Genomic DNA, 18,698 nt, shown 5'->3' with positions numbered 1-18,698 from the left:
TCGGGGGTGGATGATGACCGCCCCCACGTCTCTTGTCGGCTCGGTCAACGACTTCCAGTTCGGGTCGATCGTCACCGACGTGTACGAGCACATCCCGGCGCTGCTGTACCCGAATTCGGTGCAGGTGTATGCGGAGATGCGCCGTGATAGCCGGTTGACCTCGATCCTCGACGGCTACGGCTTGCAGCTCCGGCGGGCGCAGTGGCAGTTGGACGGTAGCGGTTGCCGGCCCGAGGTGACGCAGTTCGTCGCCGACTGCCTGGGCTTGAACGTGGTGGGCGTGGACAAGGCGTCGGGTGCGCGGCGTCGAGGTGTGTCGTGGAATGACCACCTGCGGTCGGCTCTGCTGTCGCAGGTGTGGGGGCACTACGGCTTCGAGATGGAAGCCGCCATCGACTCTGACGGCCGGGCCCGCCTGACGACGTTGGCGGAGCGGATCCCGGCAACGATCACGACGATCCACGCGGACCCGAAGACGGGCGCGCTGCTGGGCATCGACCAATTGATCACCGCTCGGGACAAGTCGCCGCAGATCGAGGCTGACCGGCTGGTCTTCTACTCCCGTAACCGGGAGGGCAACGGCTGGCAGGGCACTTCCCTGATCCGCGCCGCGTACGCCCCGTGGCTGCTCAAGCGGGAGATGCTGCGTGTCGCCGCGATCTCGAACCGGCGGTGGGGCGCCGGGGTGCCGGTCGCGCAGGCGCTTCCGGGTACGAATCCGACGACGGGGCAGATGCAGGAGGCGCAGCGTCTCGCATCAGCGGCACGCGCCGGCGATCAGGCTGGGGCGTCGATGCCGCCCGGCTTCAAGCTGGACATCGTTGGCCTGTCCGGCAGCATCCCCGACACGCTTGGGTTCATCCGGTTCCTGAACCAGGAGATCGCACAGTCGGCGCTGATGCCACACCTCGACCTGGGCAACACCGAGACAGGATCACGGGCGCTCGGCACAGTGTTCCTGGACTCGTGGACCCTGGCGTTGGAGTCGGAAGCCGAAGCCATCGCGGACACGATCACCCGGCAGGGCGCGGCGCGGATCGTTGACTGGAACTGGGGCGAAGACGAACCCGTCCCCCGCGTCGTCGTGTCGGGTATCGGCTCGCGGCGTGAGGTGACCGCCGAGTCGCTGCAACTGCTGCTCAGCTCTGGCGCGCTCGCAGCGGATCCGGGGCTTGAGGCGTGGGTACGCCGCGAGTACCGGCTACCGGAGCGTGAAGGCGCACCGGCTCCGGCGCCGACGGCCCGGGGTGGTTCGCCGCGCCGACCGGAGCCGACCGAGGTGACTGCCGCCGCCGCACCGCCTCCGACCGTGGACGCTCAGGGGTTGTCCACTGATCATGCCGAGACGGTCACCGAGGTCACCGAGGGTTGGGCCGCCGCGTCCGGTCCGCTGGTGGCCGCTCTGTCCGCTGCGGTGGCCGCTGAGGTTGTCGGCGGCGCGCTCGCCGGCTTGTCGGCCCTCGCCGTGCCGACGGCCGCGGTGTCATCCTTGGCGGGTGTGGTGACGGCCGGGCTGGTGGACGTTGCGGAGAAGGCTGCACGACGTGCCGCAGTCGAAGCCGCTGGGGCCGCCCTTGTGGCGAACCAGCTCAGCGACGATGCCCGGGATCGGCTTGCCGACCTGGGCCGTGCAACCACTGATCTGATCGTGGCCGGCTACCAGTCGGCGGCGTCCCGGGTCGCGCTCGGTTTGGCCGGCGCGGACGGCAAGCAAGTCAAGGCCGCGGTGACGGACGCGCTCGCCGACCTGTCGCAGGCGAAAACGTCCGGGCTGGTGGCGGGGCACGTGTCTGCCGCCGTGGGCACCGCGCAGGGTGTGGGCCGGGAAGACGTGTTCTACCGGCTGCCGGCAGGTACCCGTTTCAAGGTGTCGGAGGTCAACGACCGGGCGCGGTGCGGGCCATGTCGGGAGGCCGACAACCAGGAGTTCCCGTCGCTGACCGCCGCGTTGAAGGCCCGCCCGACCGGACGTCATCCGAAGTGTGAAGGCCGCGACCGCTGTCGGGGCTTCTTCTACCCGATCACCGACTAGCCTCGGAAGGACGGTGGCGGGATGAAGCCGACCGTTGGCCGCATCGTTCACTACACCAGCTACGGAACCCCGGGCGGCGAATACCCCAGCGTGTGCCGGGCGGCAATCGTCACCGCAGTCGACGACTACCAAACCCCAGCGGTGAACGACGGGGGGCAGCACATCGGCCACGTCAGCCTGTGCGTGCTCAACCCGGAGGGCATGTTCTTCAACCGGTCTGTCCTCCAATCGGACTCGGACGGCGGACACCGGGGCGGCACGTGGCATTGGCCGGAACGGGAGGGCTGATGCCTGACACTGCCGTGCTCGCCCGCCGTGAAGGCGTCGAACTGGTGCGCACCGGGACGTGGGCGCTCTCAAGCGGAACGTGGGATGCCGCGCCCGGCGACCTCACCGCCGCCGTCGCCTCCCTGACCTGCCCCGCCATCCAGAAGCCCATCGTGAAGATCGGGCACACGGACACGCGGTTCACGCCCGGCGACGGCGAACCGGCGATCGGCTGGTACGACAACCTGCGCATCGCTGATGGCGGACACACGCTCGTCGGCGATCAGGTCGCCCCCTCGTGGCTGACCGACGTTCAGGCCGCCGCGTGGCCGAACCGGTCCATCGAGGGCACCTACAACAAGCGGTGCGGCTTGGGCCACACGCATCCGTTCGTGTTGACGGCAGTGTCACTGCTCGGCGTCACCCCGCCCGGGGTGGCGACGCTGGCCCCCCTCAACAGTCTCGACGACGTGAAGGCCCTGTTCGGGCTCGCCGCGTCCGACGGGGTGGCGAGTGAGGGTGAGGTGCGAATCGTCGCGTCACTGCGCGCCGCTGCGGAGGTGCACACGGGGGCAATGGTTGCCCTCATCCCCACCACCGAAGACGCCGAACGGCTGGCTGTTGAGGGTGGCGAGCCGGCCGACGAGCTGCACGTGACGTTGGCCTACCTCGGTGAGGCCGCCGACCTGTCGGACGCAACCCGGCAGGACATCATCGACGGCGTGTCGTCGGCGATCAACGGCATGCCCCGCATCGACACCGACGGGTTCGCCCTCAACGTGTTCAACCCGGGCAACGCCCAGCCGGACCGGGACACGTGCATCGTCCTTGGCCTGTCGGGTGACCTGCTCGACGCCGCGCACACCCTCGTTGGGGATGCCCTCGCCTACTCGGGTGCGGGCATTCCGCAGCAGCACAGCCCGTGGCACTGCCACCTGTCGCTGACGTACACCGACGACCTGTCGACGCTCGCCCACCTAGTGGACCGTGTTGGCCCGGTGTCGTTCGACCGGCTGCGGATCGCGTTCGCCGGCCAGCACATCGACATCCCACTCATCGGCGACCCCGAGCCCGTCGAAGACCCGGACGCCGATGTTGCCGCCGCCGACGGGGACGACAACAACCTCAAGCGGTATTGGCTGGCCGGACCCGGACTCAAGAAGTGGGCCACGAGCGCGCACCCGTGGACGGCGCTGTACCGGCACCTGCGCAAGCACGTCGGCAGCGAACGGGCCAAGCGCATCGCCTCCGAGTGGTTCCACGAGCACTTCGGCTACTGGCCGGGCGACCGACGCCACCGCAAAACCGCCGCCTCGGCGCACACGCCAGGAGAGGACACCATGCCCAACCCTCAGCCCGCCGACGCGGACCGGATCCGCGCCGCCTGGAACAAGTCGGCGCCGGTGCAGCAGTACATCGTGCAGGTCCGCGCCTCCGACGTGATCGTCATGGACGAGACGGACCGCAGCACCCGCCGCGTGCCGGTGACCGTGAACGGCGACGAGGTGACGTTCGGGGAGCCGGTCCCGGTGGCCCTGGACTATGTGCCCGCCGACACGGTGGCCGCATCGGTGGCCGTGTACGCCTCCCGCGACGAGTCCCGTCCCGACCCGGAGGTGCCCGCCGGTGAACCGTCTGTTCCGGCCGCGCCTGCGCCCACCGAATCGGCCCCCACGGAGCCGACCCCCGAACTCCCGGCCGCCGAGCCGGAGCCCGCACCATCAACCGAACCGAAAGGAGAGGACCCTGTGTCCACTCTGAGCACTGATGTGCGCTCGCGGCTCGGCCTCGCGGACGACGCCGACGACAACGCGGTTCTGGCCGCGCTCGTCGAGCTGAAGTCGAAGGCCGACCAGCAGCCCAGCGCCGAGCAGGTCGCCGCGTCGGCTGCGGCCCGCGACGAGATGAAGACCGAGATCGAGCGCCTGTCCGGCGAACTCGCGAAGATCCACGCCAGTGCGGCGGCCGATGCGAAGACGGCCCTGTTCGACGCGGCTGTTCGCGCCGGGAAGCTGAAGCCGGCCGAGCGCGACGGCTGGGAGGCCCGCTACGACCGCGCGCCTGAGGTCATCACGGAGATCCTGGCGTCGATCGCCCCGAACACGGCGGTTCCCGTGGCGGCGTCCGGCTACACGGGCGACACCGAAGCCCAGGGTGTTGACCCGTTCGACGCCGACTACGCCCACTTCTTCGGCGAGAAGGCTGGTGCCTGATCATGGCTGACTACGCCCCGCTCTACATGCCCGGTGACGTCATCACCGGTGTCGCGTCCGGCGCGATCGTCGGCGGCAAGGCCGTCATGGTCAACGGCAACGGCACCATCTCCACCGCCACCGCCGACTCCAACGCTGTTGTCGGTATCGCCGCGTTCGACGCCGCGTCCGGTACGAACGTCACCTACCACGCCCGCGGTCAGGTGCACGTGTCCGTGGCTGCTGGTGCGATCACCGCTGCCGCCCGCCTGAACTCGGCCGCGTCCGGGAACGTCGCGTCGGCGACCGCCGGTGTCGGGAACATCGGCATCGCCCTCACCACCGCCGCCGATACGGCCCTCGTCACGTGGATGGAGTGTTGATCTTGGCTCCATGAGGGGAGCCTTCCTGCTTCTCGGGGACGCGCCGTCCCCGCTTTCGCGGTTCGGGTCTCACCGTCCCTCCACAGGCGTTTAACCTCTCCGCCAATCCAGCGGCGAGGATGTTCTTGGCTGCGTTGTGGTCGCGGTCGTGTGTGGTGCCGCATCTGCACGTCCACGACCGCGATCCGAGCGGCATCTTCTCGGTCAGCACTCCGCAAGCCGAGCACAACTTGGATGACGGGAACCAACGATCGACAACAAGCAGCTCTCGCCCGTACCATGCGGCTTTATACTCAAGCATGACTCGCATCTGCCGCCAAGAGGCGTCGGATATCGCGCGGGCAAGACTGTGGTTCTTCAAGAGGTTACGAACTGCCAAGTCCTCGATCACGACCGTTTGGTTCTCGCGGACGAGACGAGTAGTGAGCTTGTGCAGGTGATCGCGCCGTCGGTCGGCGATACGGGCGTGGATGCGAGCAACACGCAGACGTGCCTTCTCGCGGTTCGCTGACCCTGCTTGCTTACGTCTGAGGGACCGTTGGGCGCTTGCCAGCTTGCGCCGATCTTGTCTCTCAGGCTTCGGGTTGGTTATCTTCTCGCCCGACGACAGAGTTACCAAACTGGTAACACCGACATCGAGCCCGACGCTGGCGGTTTCTACAGGAAGTGGCCCTACAGAGTTGTCGTTGAGCAGGACCGACACGAACCAGCGTCCGGCAGCGTCACGGGTGACTGTGACTGTGGTCGGGTCTGCCGCCTCGGGGAGCGGTCGCGACCACACCACCGCCAACGGCTTAACCATCTTGGCGAGCCAAAGCTCGCCGGCCTTGATGCGGAAAGCAGACCTAGTGAACGTGGCCGAGTCCCGACTCTTGCGCTTCGACTTGAAGCGCGGGAATCGCGAGGTGCGCCTGAAGAAATTCCTGAAGGCACCTTCTTGATGACGCAGACATTCTTGTAGTGCGACAGCCGAAACCTCGTGAAGCCAGGAAAGCGCTGGATCGGCTTTAAGGATCGTCAGTTGGCGATTCAGGTCAACGTAAGTGAGCCTGGTGCCATCTTCGCGGTACTTGGCGACCCGCCGCTCTAGCGCCCAGTTCCAAACGTACCGAGCACACCCGAAGGTCCGCTCCAGCAAGTCAGCCTGCGCTGCGTCTGGATAAAAGCGATATCGGAACGACCGGTGCACGTTTAGACAATATCAGCTCGCCATCTAAGCGACTAACCGGAATTCAATTCACCTCCCCGGCGCCCTGCGTGCGGGGTTTTTTCATGCCCACACGCAGGGCGAAAGGGGACAGGCTGATGCCTCTCCAGACGTACCCGCCGGCTCCCGCGAGCCTGTCGGGTGACCTGATCACCATCAACCGGATGCTCGCCAACCCGGCGGTCATCCAGCGGCGACTGCGCCAGCTCGACAACATCCAGTTCATCGCCGACCGGCTGCTGCTGGCCAAGTACCGCACCTCCGGTGGCGCGGTCAGCTACGAGATCAACGACCAGCCGCTGTTCACGAACCGCAGCGTCACGGCCGTGTCGCCGGGCTCCGAGTACCCGCGCGCCCTCCCGCAGTCCGGCACCGCCGCCCTCGCGAACGTGTCGAAGTGGGGTCAGGCCACCGAACTCACCGACGAGCGGATCAAGCGGTCCGTGCCGATGGGTTCGGCGCTCGACTGGGCGCTGCGGATCGTCATCAACACGGTCGTGCAGAAGATCGACCGCCTCGCCATCGCCGCCGTCGCGTCGGCCATCAACTCGACGCCGATCACCGCCGGTGCTGCCTGGAACTCGTCGGCGACGATCCTGCGGGACCTCGAACTGGCGAAGGCTGCCGTCGACGGCCAGGAGATGGGCTACAAGGCCGACACGGTCCTGATGACGAACACCAAGTACGCGTACATGGTGTCCGACGACAAGATCGCCACCCTGCGCAAGCGGGAGACGTCCGACAACCCTGTCTACGGGGGTGAGATCGAGACGATCGCCGGCCTGAAGGTCATCACCACTCCGATCGCGAACATGCCCGGCCAGGCCGACGACGTGTACGTCCTCGACAGCAACGCCCTCGGCGGCATGGCCGACGAGACTGAGGTCGACCCCGGGTACGCGACGTCGGAGAACGGTGTGCAGGTGCAGACCCGCCGTGTCGCCGAGCGCGACGTGTGGCACATGTGGGCGCGGCGCATCACCGTCCCCGTGGTCACCGACCCGCTGGCCGGTCGGAAGATTTCGGGTACCTGACATGGCCAAGCGCTATCAGGTAGTGGCCGAGTGCGCGCACGTCACCACGTCCACGACGGGCGTCCGGTCGCAGGTGCTGCTGTACAAGGGCGCGTTCCTGCCCGACGACGTGGAGCCGGAGCGGTTGAAGTTCCTCCTCGACGGCGGGTTCGTCGCCGAAGAGGGCGACACGTCGGTGGCCCCGAACGCGGCCGTGGAGCAGGATCCGCGCTCGGGCGCGGATTCGGTGACCTCGGATGTGCTGCGCGGCGAGAAGCCCGCCGAGGATGAGCGCCCGCAGTCGGACGTGTCCGAGCAGGTCGCCGACGTGGTCACCGAAGAGGGTGCCATCGACAAGGCCGCGAACCCGCCCGGCGAGGATCCCGAGGTGGCGACGCGCCGCGCCGCGGCGCGGGAGAAGCTGCCCACGGACGGGTCGATGCCGAAGACGCAGAACGGCCACGACGTGTGGGTGGAATACCACGTCGCCCAGGGCGGCAACTACGACGACCTGGTCAAGCAGGACAAGGACGAGCTGATCAAGCTCGCGAAGTCCCGCCAGTCCTGACCCTTCGGACTCCGGCCGCCCGTGAACCCTTGGCGCGGGCGGCCGGACCCACCCCCGATCGGAGGCGACCGCTGTGGCGTTCGTTCAGCACGCGACCCTTGTCGCCAACACCGTCAACACGCTCACCTTCGCCACCAACGGGTCAACGGTTGAGGTGTTGAACGTGGACGGGGCTGCCGAGGTGTACTTCCGCGCCGACGGCATCAACCCGACCGTGGGTGGCACGAACTGTCACCTGCTGCCGGCGGCCGTGAACAGTCTGGAAGTCGCCGACGAGACGACGGGCAACAGTGAGGTGCGGCTCATCTCCGCCGGCACCCCCCGAGTGTCGGTGCGTGTGCGGTGACCGGATCCGCCCGCGCTTTCTACCCTTCCCCGCCGAATGCTGTCCGCCCTCTGGCGTCGGGGCGGTGGCGGTCGGTGCCAGGTGCCACAGTCACCGCGTCGGCGACGGTCAGCGTCGAGCGGGCGCAACTACTGTGGTTGCCGCCTGGCCTGCAACTTCAGGCCATCGCCTGCTACGTGGGTGCGGTCGCCGCGTCCACGGACCTGCGCATGGGTGTCCGCTCCGACAACAACGGCCTGCCGGGCACGCTGCTGCTGGACGCGGGCACGATCGCCGCCGACTCGGCGGGCGCGAAGTCCCTCCCGATCACGTTGACGGTGCCGGCGGGCGCGGCGACGGGTGTTCCGATCTGGTTGTCGGTCACCGCGCAGGGTGCGAACACCGTCACCATGATCGGTCTGTACCCGGTCTCCGAGTACCGCGACTTCACGACGGCCGCCGCCGCCACGTTCGGGCATGGCATGGCGACGCAGTCAGGTGTGACCGGCGCGCTCCCCGGCACGTTCACCATGGCCAGCGCCACCGGGCCGGGACCTTTGCTCGCCATTCAGGCTGCCTGACCTGGCCCCCGCAGCACCCGTCAGGAGGGTCAGTGCCGTACCGCTACTCCGACCCGAACACCCGCGCCGTGTGGGATCAGGCGACCGGCAGGTTCCAAGCGTCCGGTCGCATCGCCCGTTTCTGGTATGACGCGGACGGCACCGACCCGGTCCAGTTGGGCGACTACCTGCCTGACACCCCGGATGTTCCCGGCCCGCCCTTGGGCACGAACACCTTGACCGTTCAAGCCGACAGCATGTGGCCGGCGGTGTGGGACCTCGGCGTCGGCAACGACTGGGTGTACGTGCAGGTCGGCACGAACGCCAACCCGGGCGGCCTGTACCGCGTTTTCTGCGACGCCGACCAACGACTTGACGTGCAAGCCCAGCGGGTCGCCGACGTTGAGTCCGCATTGGGCGGTAAGGCCAGCAAAGGCGACTACTGGGTCAACGTCAAAGACTATGGGGCGGTTGGTAACGGCATCGTTGATGACACCCTCGCGATCCGGGCGGCCATCGCCGAGTTGAAGGCACCGCAGGGCAACCAGGTGGGCGGCGGAACGATCTACTTCCCTGCGGGCACGTACCTGTGTAATCAGGTGGACGTCAACGGGGCGGTTTTGACGGTCAGCAACCGCATCAACGTCACGTTGCGGGGAGGCGGCAACGGGTCGCGGATCCGCACGAGCACGGCGACCGCGACCGAGCTGCTGCGCATGGAGTCGTGCAACCTCGGCAGCATCCAGGATCTGTCGTTTCAGGTGATCGGCACGGCCCGGATCCAGCACGCCGTGCACGTCACCACCATCGGCGACGTCGGCTCGGTGCACGGCTTCCTGTTCGACCACCTCAACGTGTCCTGCAACGGCAGCTACCGGCGGGCGTTCGACCTCGCGTGCACGGCCGGCAGCACCACCCTCTACTCGGCGCAGGCGGCGTTCGCGGCCGGGGACGTCGGCGGCAGTATCGTCTTGAACCTGCCGGAGCCGTTGGTGACCGCGATCCAGTCGGTGGGCATCATCTCCGGCACTCTCGCGGCGGATGTCACCACGACCACCGCGAACACCATCACTCTGTCGGCGCCGCTGTCGGGTACGCCGTCCAGCGGCTTCACCATCCGCGTTGGCACCGAGCGGATGTACGTGTCCGCTGGCGGCACCACCACCACCCTGACGGTGTCCCGTGGGCGCGGCCCCGACCTGACCGCGACAACGCACACCGCCGGGGATGCTGTGGTCACGTACACGGCGACGATCGCCGACCCAGTCCCCACCGCGTTTACCAACGCCGCGCTGGCGGGGCGGATCCAGCCGGCGTCGGCGGCGCGGATGCTCAACGGCATCAGCATCGCCACCGACCACCCCGGCTCCCCCGACCTGGACGTCGCGCAGTCGACCGTGTCGGCGTGCGTGGTGTCCCGTGCGGCCCGCGCAGGTGTGGCGGTTGGCAACTCGGTGAGCGCGGACATCCTCGACCACTGGGCGTACGGGCTGTCGGTATACGAGTCGTTCGCTGGGGTGTACGCCGACGGTGGCTTCCTCGCCATGCATGGCGGCGACTTCAGCACCAACGTCGTCGACTACAAGCGGTACCGGGTTGTGTCGCAGGAAGCGAAAATCACCGGCATCAGGTCCGAGAACCCGGGCATGTTCTACGACTTCCAAGTCGGCGGCACCGCCGGCCCGTCAACGACGATCTCCGACGTGCAGGTCCGCACGTTCAACGCCGAAGACGGCGTCGTCATGCGCCACGTCCACTCGTCGCCGCTGACCCTCATGGGCATCGACCTGAACAGCTCCAACACGGCGCGCGGCAACGTCTACATTTCGGTGACCGGCGCCGGAGCGGGCACACCCTGCCATCTCGTCGCGATCAACGTGGCGTACAACGGCAGCAACAACGACATCTTCTCCGTGGGTCCGCCGTTCTGCCTGCGGACCATCATCAGCCTGCCGCGCATCGCCTCCACCTCCGGGAACAGCTTCAACCCGAACACGGTCACCGGCGTGTACACCGATCTGCGCCTGCAAGCGGCGGGCGGGTTCGCCCGCAGCCGCCGGGCGGTCGCCGACACCCCCACCACGGTCACCACGGCCGACTCGGTGGTGGCGTACACGTCGCTGACCGCCGCCCGGGTGGTGACCCTCCCGGCGCAGGGGCCGAGCCTCCCGGCAGGGCAGGAGTTCACGGTCAAGGACGAGACGGGGCTGTGCGACGGCACCCGCACGATCACGGTCACGCCGACCGCCGGCACCATCGACGGCGCGGCCAGCATCGTCCTCAACACCGCCTATGCGCGGGCCGCGGTTTACACCAACGGCACCAACTGGTTCACCCGGTAGGAGGCGGCCCCATGCCGATACCCGCTGGCGGTGACGATCTTGTCCCCGGCGATGACCTCACCCAGCCGATCGGCATGCTGCGGCTGCTGATCGCGGATACCTCCACGGTGCCGGCGGACCAACTGTTCAGCGATGAGCAGCTTGACGGTCTGCTGACGTTGGAGGGTGGCACGGTCAAGCTGGCGGCTGCGGCGGCTCTGGAGGTCATCGCCCGGTCCGAGGTGCTGATTTCGAAGAAGATCAGCACGCAGGATTTGTCCACTGACGGGCCGGCGGTGGCCGCCGAACTTCGAGCGCAGGCGAAAGCGTTGCGTGAGCAGGCAGCCAAGGACCGATCCGACGGCGGCCTCGACCCCACTCAGGGGCTGCTACCTCTGTACGCTTTTCCGGCTCCCGTCTTGTGGGGCGACTCGTACCTGTGACAGGCGGTGCTGACATGCCGCTACCGAACACTCGACTGATTCACCCCAGGTTCGAGGAGCATCACCGGCCGGTAGCGGAGCGGCAGGCCACCGCCGAGTGCCGGGTGGAGCGGCCCGCGCAGCAGGCGTTGTGGGACGACCAGGCAGGCAAGAACGTGTACCCGCCGCCGGAGCTGCTGTACGAGGGTCCGTGCCGCTACCAGTACCTGTCGGCCGCCGGGCAGCCGGTCGTAGCCGACACCACCACCCCGCTGGCCGACGTGCGGATCACTCTGCCCGTGGGCTCGGTGGTGTATCAGGCCAACGACCAGGTGACGCTGACGGCGACTGCCACGAACCCTGACCTTGTGGGCCGTGGCCTGTCGGTGACCGCCGTGTCCGGGTCGTCCATCTCGTGGCAGCGGGACCTGACCTGCCAGTTGAGGCAGCCCACCACCCGGTGAGGGGGTGAGCGGTGGACGACTTTGACCGACTGGCCGACGACATGGACGGCGGCGGCGACAAACTCGGCCGTGACGCCCACGACATGGTGCATTGGGCGACCAAGCGGACCGGGCTGTTGGGGCGGGCTGGTGCGCCAGTACGCACGGGCCGCCTGAAGTCGTCGATCACTGAGGACTTTGACGGCGGGTCGGGCGCGAACACGATCACCGGCGAAACCGGGCCTGATGTCCGGTACGACGCCTGGGTGCATAACGGGACGAGCCGCCAAGCGCCGAACCCGTTTATGGATCGGGCTGCGAACGCCGTCGAGCCCGAATTTTACGCCCGCGCTGAACTGATCGTCGGGCGGGTTCTCGATGGCTGACACCGATGTTGGCTGGGCGCACACCCAAGGGCTGGCGGGCCTACTCGAACCGCTCCCGTACCGGCTGTTCATCGGCCAGGTCGACGAGGTGGACGGGCCGCTTGAGTATCCGCACCTGATCCTGTGGCCACCCCCCGCCACCCGGCCGACGGTCACGTTGAACGGGTACGGCGGTGAGGTCACCACCACCACCCAGTTGACGGCGGTGGGCCGTGATCCCCGCGAGGCGATCACGGCCCTAGATCGGGCGTCCGCCATGTTGCACCGCCGACGACCCGTCATCGAGGGCCGACGCTGCTCGCTGATCACCCAGCAGCCGGAAGCCGCCGGGCCACCACAACCACAGCGGGACGAGCAGGCACGCACCCCCGACGGCCACGCCCCGTACTTCACGTTCGCCCTGTTCACTCTGCACTCATCACGGAGCCCCGATGGCTGAGATTCCTGTCCGAACGCCCTCCTACGAGGGTGTCAACCTTGCGCTCGCTGCGGCAGCCTCCGGTGACACCGCGAAGTGCGGTTCCGGCTATTCGCTGCTGGTCAACAACGGCTCCGGGTCGTCGATCACGCTGACGATCGCCGTTCCGGGCAACACCACGTACGGGGTGGCGGCGCCGGACAAGGCGTTCACGATCCCGGCGGGCCAGTTGTGGTCGATTCCACTGCTGGACGTGTACCGGGATCCGGCGGATCGGCTGGCGCATCTGACGTGGTCGTCGACGACGACCGTGACTCGCATCGTGACGAAGCGCTGAGGGGGCTGCCGTGCCGAAGTGGATCAGGGTGCGCGACACCGAAACGAGCCACACCTTCGATATCGAGGCCAGCGCGCTGGCCCGCCGTCGTGGTGTGGAGCCGGTGAACGACCCGGAACGGTGGCCGGACATCGAGGGCCCCCGGGTGGGGCCGCGCCCGGCGAAACCGTTCGTCGGGAAGGGCGGGCGAGCCCGGACCCCCAGCCCGGATGCGACCTCCGACGGCGGTGAGGTCGACACCAGTCAGGTGCCCGACGGGGAGCAGACCAACAGTGGTGAGCGCTCCACCCGCCAGCGCAAGACCCCCAGCACCCCGGCGGATGTGCCGGCTGACACCAGCAAGGAGCAGCAATGACCCAGCCGGCGAGCGTGCCTGCGGACGGTAACCAGGCCGTCTGGTGGGTGCCTGTCCTCGCGGACCCCGAACACCCAACCGTCGCCGAACTGACCTCCGGGTCCGTCATCGACGCGTCGTGCTACCTGACCGCCGAGGGCTGGTCGCCCGAAACGGATGAGCAGACTGTCGCCGATGAGCGCCTGTGCTCCGTGTCGACGTACGAGCAGCCGGGACGCCTTCAGCACAGCCTGAACGTGTCGTACGTGCACAACCCGGACTCCCCGGCGGACAACGAGCTGTACCTCGCCCTGACGCGGCTGACGACGGGCTTCTTCGTGGCTCGCGTGGGTGTGCCGTTCGACCAGGCCGTTGCCACGGGGGACATCGTCGATGTCTACCCGGCGAAGATGGGCTGGCGGCGCAAGAACCCGGGCACGTCGAACTCGGTGCTGACGGTGACGCAGAAGCCGTTCATCACCGGCCCGGTCGTGCAAGACGCCGTCGTCGTCTAACCCTCCCGCGACTCCCCTGATCTGGCGGTGTGGGCTTTCTTCAGCCCTTAGCCCACACCGCCTTCAACCATGTCCAAGGGCTGAACGAAAAGGGCTGACCATGTCAAATATCGTGATTGCACCCCTTGGCGAGCGCGGTGAATACCGCCTGATCGTCAACGGCGTCGACATCTCTGCTGCCGTGAGAGCGGACAGTTTGCGCATCACGTGGGAGAACAACCGTCCGGTACTGGGCTTGGTACTCATGCCCGAGTCCGTGCGGACCGAACTTCCGGACGCGATCGTGCGAGCGGTGGAGGGACTGTCGTGACCAGAGCCACCAAGGCGGCACCACCGCCGAGCACGAAGGACCGGCTGGCGGCGGCGAAACTCCCCGAACGCACTGTCGACATCTGCCTGCGCGGTGACCTGCAAGCCGAGTGGGAGGATCTGCACCGCCAGTTGGCGGACGCCGAAATGGCGGCGGCGAAGGACAAGCGCCTTGCCGGTGACGCTGCCGTGAAGGCCATCGGTGAGCAGATCACCGCCGTGCAGGACCAGATGCGCGCCGACACCATCGTGTTCCGCATGCGCGCCCTGTCCCGCAAGGTGTGGGCTGAGCTGATCAAGCAGCATCCGCCGCGTAAGGACAACGACGAAGACCAGCAGTTGGGCTACAACGTCGACACGTTCATGGTCGCCCTGATCCGGGCCAGCACGTACAGCCCCGACGACCTGGACGATGAGACGTGGGCAGATCTGCTCGATGAGCGGATCACGGAATGGCAGTTCGCCCAGTTGCAAAACACGGCGCTCGCCCTGAACGTCCGCAAGGTTGACGTCCCAAACTCGTTCGCCGTCTCACGGCAGACCCGGGCCTCCTAGCTCGGGTACGTGCCGCGAGACGGCAGCACATCACGCTGCGCGAATTCGACGGGTGGACCCCCGAGCGGGTCACCGAATACGAGTACGACACCGACGGCAATATGGTGCGCTCCACGGAGTGGGTGGAGTCGGCGTGGGATGAGCAGCAGCGCGGGTGGATGCTCGCGCTGGCCGAATATGACGCTGACGTGTGCCCCCACTGCGGCGGCCCGTCCGAGGTGTGCCAGTCGAAGGACGCCGACCGCAACAACCCGCGCGCCCAGTGGATCTACTGGCCGATCACTCCCGCCGAATGCGCGGTCACCACGGCTATGCGCCTGCACAAGCCTGACCCGGAGGACAAGCGCGCCCTCATCCCGAGGGTGGTGCGCGTGCGCCGGGGCTCCCCGAAACCCAGCAACGCCATCTGATCGGGCGGGGGTGGCGGGGTGCGGCGGATCGCGGTGCAGTTCGTCGCCGAACTCGCCAAGTTCAAGCGGGACATGCGCGACGGGGCGACCGAGGTCCGCCGCATGCGCGACGAAGCCAAAGCCACCCAGGCGGAGGTCAGCGCCCTCGGCAGGGCGGGCGATGATGCCGGACGGCGACTCGGTGACGGTCTGGTGCGCGGGGCCGACGGCAGGCTACGTAAGGCCCGGGGCCGGTTCGCGGCAGCCGGGCAGGCTGGCGGTCGGGTGTTCGGTGACAGTTTCACTCGTGACGCGTTGGGTCGGCTGCGTTCGGCAGACGGGCGGTTCGCCTCCGAAGGGCGGCGGCTGGGTTCTTCAGCAAGCCGCGGTGTCGCCGGTTCTCTCGGGTCGGTGTCTTCGGGTGGCCGGGCGTTCCTCATCCTTGCTGGCGGCGCTTCGGCCGCTTCGGCCGCGTTGCAGGGTGTCCCGCCGGTCTTGACGGCGATCGGCGGGAGTCTCGCCGCGATTCCCGGTCTGGCCGCTGGTGCTGCGGCATCGCTCGCCACGCTCGCCCTCGGCGGGGTGGGTGTCGGGTCGGCGATCGGGGAGGTGTTCAACCCTCCCGCCCGTGGCGGCGGCGGGGGTGGGGGCGGCGGTGGCGGTGGTAGGGACAACAGCGCGGCGAACGCACGCGCTATCGCCTCCGCCGAACGTGGATTGGCTCATGCCCAGCGTGAGTCCCGGCTAGCCCAACTGGATGTGAACCGGGCCCGCCGGGAAGCCACCCGCGAACTGCGGGACATGCGCATCGCCCTCGGCCGGGTCGCGTTGGATGAGCGTGAGGCTGCCCTGTCGCTGGAAGAGGCGCAGGCCGAACTGAACCACCTGCGGGAGGTCAACGCCGAATCGCCCGGCCTGGTGCCTGAGGGTGACATGCGGCGGGCGGAGTTGGCGTACGACGAGGCCGTTCAGTCGATGACGGAGGTGTCGGTTCGGGCGAAGGATCTGCGCGAGGATCAGTCGGCGGCGGCGAAAGCCGGTGTTGAAGGATCGGAGCAGGTGCAGTCCGCCCTGCGCCGGCAGCAGGACGCCGCCGAAGCAGTCATTGACGCCACCGACGCGTTGGCTGCCGCGCGGGAGTCGGCAGCAGCGGCCGGCGGCGGCGCGTCAGGTGGTGCCGCCGCAGCGGCCACCGCCTACGACAAGCTGTCGAAGAACGCGAAACTGTTCGTGGACGAGATCGCCCGGATCAAGCCCCAACTGGTGGGGTTGCAGCAGCTCGCCCAGGATCGGGTATTCGCCGGCCTGAACACGGAGTTGCGGGACACCGCGCAGGTGGCGTTGCCGTTCGCCCGCAAGCAGGTCATCCGGTTCGGTGACACGTGGAACGACACGTTCACGCAGGTGCTGCGCCTGGGCCGGGACAAGCGGTTCCTGACCGGCCTGGATGCGGCGCTGGCGTCGTCGGACCGGTTCTTCGACAAGGTGAATGCCCGGATCCCGGCGACAGGTCAGGCACTCGCGCACCTGTTCACGGGCAGCGCCCCGTTTGTGGACGCCTTCGGTGACTCACTGTTGCAGTACGTGGACGACTTCAACGCGTGGGTGGACCGGTCGGCCCGTAACGGCAACCTGGAGGCGTTCTTCGCTGACGCCGCCGAGCAGGCTGACGCGCTGCTTGATCTGACACGTGAGGTGTTCGTCCTTGTGGGGCGGATCGGCGGCATGCGGCAGGGCTCCATGCTGCTGCGGGACATGGCTGACGCGGTGGCGAAGTTCAACGACGAAGCGCACGACATGCGCTCGGTGGAGGGCATCGTCGCCACCGGAAATGCGGCGATCAAGGGCACCGTTGAGGTGCTGCTGGTGCTCGGGGAAACCCTCGGTGAGACCCTGGCTGACCCGGGTACCCGCGCCGCCGTGGAACTCTTTTTCGACGTGTTGAAGGTGGGCGCGCAGACGGTCGGCGAGCTGGCCGAACTGTTCAGCCACCTGCCGGACGGGGTGCAGGCGGTGATCCTTGCCGGGGCCGCCCTGACCATTCTGGGTAGCCGTGTGGTGACGGTGTTTGGTCGGGCGCAGGACGCCGTGGGTAAGTTCAGCGGCAAGCTCGGCGGGCTCGGTCCGGCGGGTGCTGTGGCCGGGCGCGGGTTGGAGTCCACCACGAAGTGGGCTGGTCGGGCGGCTGGCGCGTTCATCGCCTTGCAGGCAGCCGGTGTGGTGTTCGACCAGTTCCGTGCTGCCGCGCCCGATGTGGAGCGGTTGACGAAGGCGTTGCAGGAGTACGCGGTCAGCGGCAAGGTCACCGGCGAGGCCACCCGCATTTTCGGTGACAACCTGGGCGACGTGGGCCAGGACGTGAACGCCGCGTCGGACTCGTGGTTCCCGAAGTTGGGCCGCGCCATCGAGTCGATCATGCCGGGTGCGCGTGAGCTGAACGAGGTGTTCTGGGGCGGATCGTGGACCGGCGGAGCCGAGAACGTGAAGGCGCTGGACGAGTCGCTGGCCCGGCTGGTGGAAACCTCCGGCAAGACGGCGTCGTTCGAGGCGTGGAATCGGATCTTGTCCGAGTCGGGCATGAACGCCGACGAGCTGATCAAATTGTTCCCCGCCTACGAGCAGGCGTTGAAGGACGCCGACATGGCCGCCGGGTCGGTCGGGGCGAAACAGCAGTTGCTCAACGGCAGCATGGAAGACGCCCTCACCACGATGGGGTCGTACACGCGGGCGTGGCAAACCCTCAACGGCGTCCAGTTGGACGCCGACGAGGCCGCCCTGTCCGCCATCGACGCCATCGATGATGTGCGTGAGGCGTTCAAGCGGAACAAGGACACGGTCTCCGGGAACTCGCGGGCAGCTATCGAGAACCGGATCGCTGTCGGAAAGGCCGCGCAGGCCGCCGCCGACGCCGCTCAGAAACGGTACGACGAGACACAGTCGATCCAGGACGCGACCGCCGCCTACGACGGGCACATTGACGCGCTTCGAAAGGTGCTCGACCAGACGGGCCTGACAGACACCGAAATCGACGTGCTGTTGGACACGTTCGCGAAGATGCCACCGCTGAAGCAGACAGCAGTGTCGGCGCCGGGGGCTGCGGCGGCGAAGAAGCAAGTGGAGGACTTCAACTTTGTGGTGAAGACGGTGCCGCCCAGCAAGACGGTTCCGTTCAGGGCTGACGTCCAAGAGGCGAAAGCGGCCATCGCCGTCCTCAAGGCGAAGATCGATGAACTGAAGAATCAGAAAATCTACGTCGAGGGTTCGGTGCGGTGGACCAGCAGCGGCGACCTGAAGGTTCCCGGCGGCACCATACGCCGGGACCGGTGGGGCGGCGTTCACGAAGGCCCGTACGCGAAGGCGGCGACAGGGTTGCTGCGGGAAGCGGCCGTGTTCACGCCCCGCAACCCCGGCCGGTACATGATCGCCGAACCCGAAACGCAGGGTGAGGCGTTCATCCCGAAGGTCGGCGACCGGGACCGGGCAATCAGCATCGGCCGGCGGGCCATGGAGTGGCACGGCATGGCCGTGGTGCCCCGCTCGGCGATCACCGGGCAGCCCTACCAGCAGTCCGGTGGCGGTAGCCAGGTGCAGGTCAGCCAAGGCGACACCCACGTCTATGTGGAGATCGACGGCCAGCAGTTGGAAGGCCGCATCGTGCGGGTTGTCCGCGACCGCGACCGGGATTTGAAACGGCGTGTGGGCGCCGGGGCGGGGAGGTAGAG

At 67.9% G+C, this 18,698-nt stretch carries 21 protein-coding genes; 20 read left to right on the top strand and 1 reads right to left on the bottom strand.

The window, feature by feature from the left end; all coding sequences use genetic code 11:
• The first annotated feature begins 10 nt into the window (after positions 1-10).
• The 4 genes from ACQP03_RS07715 to ACQP03_RS07700 are packed head-to-tail and all read left to right on the top strand — an operon-like array spanning position 11 to position 4,874.
• Positions 11-2,032 (top strand): phage portal protein family protein, encoded by a 2,022-nt coding sequence (locus ACQP03_RS07715; RefSeq protein ID WP_433460707.1) that lies wholly within the window; start codon positions 11-13, stop codon positions 2,030-2,032.
• Positions 2,033-2,053: 21 nt separating this feature from the next.
• Positions 2,054-2,320, top strand: a complete 267-nt coding sequence (locus ACQP03_RS07710; RefSeq protein WP_433460706.1) for a hypothetical protein — start codon at positions 2,054-2,056, stop codon at positions 2,318-2,320.
• Complete coding sequence (locus ACQP03_RS07705; protein WP_433460705.1) at positions 2,320-4,512, top strand: phage protease; 2,193 nt, start codon at positions 2,320-2,322, stop codon at positions 4,510-4,512. Before ACQP03_RS07710 ends, ACQP03_RS07705 begins: the two co-directional genes overlap by 1 nt.
• 2 nt (positions 4,513-4,514) lie before the next feature.
• Complete coding sequence (locus ACQP03_RS07700) at positions 4,515-4,874, top strand: capsid cement protein (RefSeq protein WP_433460704.1); 360 nt, start codon at positions 4,515-4,517, stop codon at positions 4,872-4,874.
• On the opposite strand, the gene ACQP03_RS07695 is transcribed toward ACQP03_RS07700, so the two are convergent.
• Positions 4,855-6,063: an RNA-guided endonuclease InsQ/TnpB family protein gene (locus ACQP03_RS07695; protein ID WP_433460703.1), complete on the bottom strand. Its 1,209-nt coding sequence runs from the start codon at positions 6,061-6,063 to the stop codon at positions 4,855-4,857. The genes ACQP03_RS07700 and ACQP03_RS07695 overlap by 20 nt on opposite strands.
• Before the next feature lie 116 nt (positions 6,064-6,179).
• Here ACQP03_RS07695 and ACQP03_RS07690 point away from each other — a divergent pair, with 116 nt between their 5' ends.
• From ACQP03_RS07690 to ACQP03_RS07615, 16 genes are all read left to right on the top strand, one after another.
• Positions 6,180-7,115 carry a hypothetical protein gene (locus ACQP03_RS07690; RefSeq protein ID WP_433460702.1) on the top strand — a complete coding sequence of 312 codons (936 nt, stop codon included), beginning with the start codon at positions 6,180-6,182 and terminating at the stop codon, positions 7,113-7,115.
• Position 7,116: 1 nt separating this feature from the next.
• Positions 7,117-7,662: a hypothetical protein gene (locus ACQP03_RS07685; protein ID WP_433460701.1), complete on the top strand. Its 546-nt coding sequence runs from the start codon at positions 7,117-7,119 to the stop codon at positions 7,660-7,662.
• Positions 7,663-7,735: 73 nt separating this feature from the next.
• Positions 7,736-8,008 carry a hypothetical protein gene (locus tag ACQP03_RS07680; RefSeq protein WP_433460700.1) on the top strand — a complete coding sequence of 91 codons (273 nt, stop codon included), beginning with the start codon at positions 7,736-7,738 and terminating at the stop codon, positions 8,006-8,008.
• Between the two features lie 74 nt (positions 8,009-8,082).
• Positions 8,083-8,568 carry a hypothetical protein gene (locus tag ACQP03_RS07675; RefSeq protein ID WP_433460699.1) on the top strand — a complete coding sequence of 162 codons (486 nt, stop codon included), beginning with the start codon at positions 8,083-8,085 and terminating at the stop codon, positions 8,566-8,568.
• Positions 8,569-8,600: 32 nt separating this feature from the next.
• A complete protein-coding gene (locus ACQP03_RS07670) occupies positions 8,601-10,889 on the top strand; it encodes a glycosyl hydrolase family 28-related protein (protein ID WP_433460698.1) in 2,289 nt (762 codons plus the stop codon).
• A gap of 11 nt (positions 10,890-10,900) precedes the next feature.
• The gene (locus tag ACQP03_RS07665) at positions 10,901-11,311 is read left to right on the top strand and encodes a hypothetical protein (protein ID WP_433460697.1); all 411 of its coding nucleotides are present in this window, start codon (positions 10,901-10,903) and stop codon (positions 11,309-11,311) included.
• Positions 11,312-11,325: 14 nt separating this feature from the next.
• Positions 11,326-11,754: a DUF6093 family protein gene (locus ACQP03_RS07660; RefSeq protein WP_433460696.1), complete on the top strand. Its 429-nt coding sequence runs from the start codon at positions 11,326-11,328 to the stop codon at positions 11,752-11,754.
• Positions 11,755-11,765: 11 nt separating this feature from the next.
• The gene (locus ACQP03_RS07655; protein ID WP_433460695.1) at positions 11,766-12,119 is read left to right on the top strand and encodes a hypothetical protein; all 354 of its coding nucleotides are present in this window, start codon (positions 11,766-11,768) and stop codon (positions 12,117-12,119) included.
• Positions 12,112-12,558 carry a hypothetical protein gene (locus tag ACQP03_RS07650; protein WP_433460694.1) on the top strand — a complete coding sequence of 149 codons (447 nt, stop codon included), beginning with the start codon at positions 12,112-12,114 and terminating at the stop codon, positions 12,556-12,558. Before ACQP03_RS07655 ends, ACQP03_RS07650 begins: the two co-directional genes overlap by 8 nt.
• Positions 12,551-12,874, top strand: a complete 324-nt coding sequence (locus ACQP03_RS07645) for a hypothetical protein (protein WP_357130666.1) — start codon at positions 12,551-12,553, stop codon at positions 12,872-12,874. The genes ACQP03_RS07650 and ACQP03_RS07645 overlap by 8 nt, the downstream gene beginning before the upstream one ends.
• Positions 12,875-12,902: 28 nt before the next feature.
• The gene (locus ACQP03_RS07640; RefSeq protein ID WP_433460693.1) at positions 12,903-13,229 is read left to right on the top strand and encodes a hypothetical protein; all 327 of its coding nucleotides are present in this window, start codon (positions 12,903-12,905) and stop codon (positions 13,227-13,229) included.
• Complete coding sequence (locus ACQP03_RS07635; protein WP_357130672.1) at positions 13,226-13,723, top strand: hypothetical protein; 498 nt, start codon at positions 13,226-13,228, stop codon at positions 13,721-13,723. Before ACQP03_RS07640 ends, ACQP03_RS07635 begins: the two co-directional genes overlap by 4 nt.
• 100 nt (positions 13,724-13,823) lie before the next feature.
• Complete coding sequence (locus ACQP03_RS07630; RefSeq protein WP_357130675.1) at positions 13,824-14,033, top strand: hypothetical protein; 210 nt, start codon at positions 13,824-13,826, stop codon at positions 14,031-14,033.
• Positions 14,030-14,587 (top strand): hypothetical protein, encoded by a 558-nt coding sequence (locus ACQP03_RS07625; RefSeq protein WP_357130678.1) that lies wholly within the window; start codon positions 14,030-14,032, stop codon positions 14,585-14,587. The genes ACQP03_RS07630 and ACQP03_RS07625 overlap by 4 nt, the downstream gene beginning before the upstream one ends.
• Before the next feature lie 101 nt (positions 14,588-14,688).
• Positions 14,689-14,997, top strand: coding sequence for a hypothetical protein (locus ACQP03_RS07620; protein WP_357130680.1), 309 nt, complete (start codon positions 14,689-14,691; stop codon positions 14,995-14,997).
• A 33-nt stretch (positions 14,998-15,030) separates the two neighbouring features.
• Positions 15,031-18,696, top strand: a complete 3,666-nt coding sequence (locus tag ACQP03_RS07615) for a hypothetical protein (protein ID WP_433460692.1) — start codon at positions 15,031-15,033, stop codon at positions 18,694-18,696.
• Positions 18,697-18,698 lie beyond the last annotated feature (2 nt).

Origin of the sequence: Micromonospora sp. CA-248212 (assembly GCF_050948405.1) — a bacterium.
In the GTDB taxonomy this organism is placed as follows: domain Bacteria; phylum Actinomycetota; class Actinomycetes; order Mycobacteriales; family Micromonosporaceae; genus Micromonospora.
This window is presented reverse-complemented; position numbering and strand designations above follow the sequence as displayed.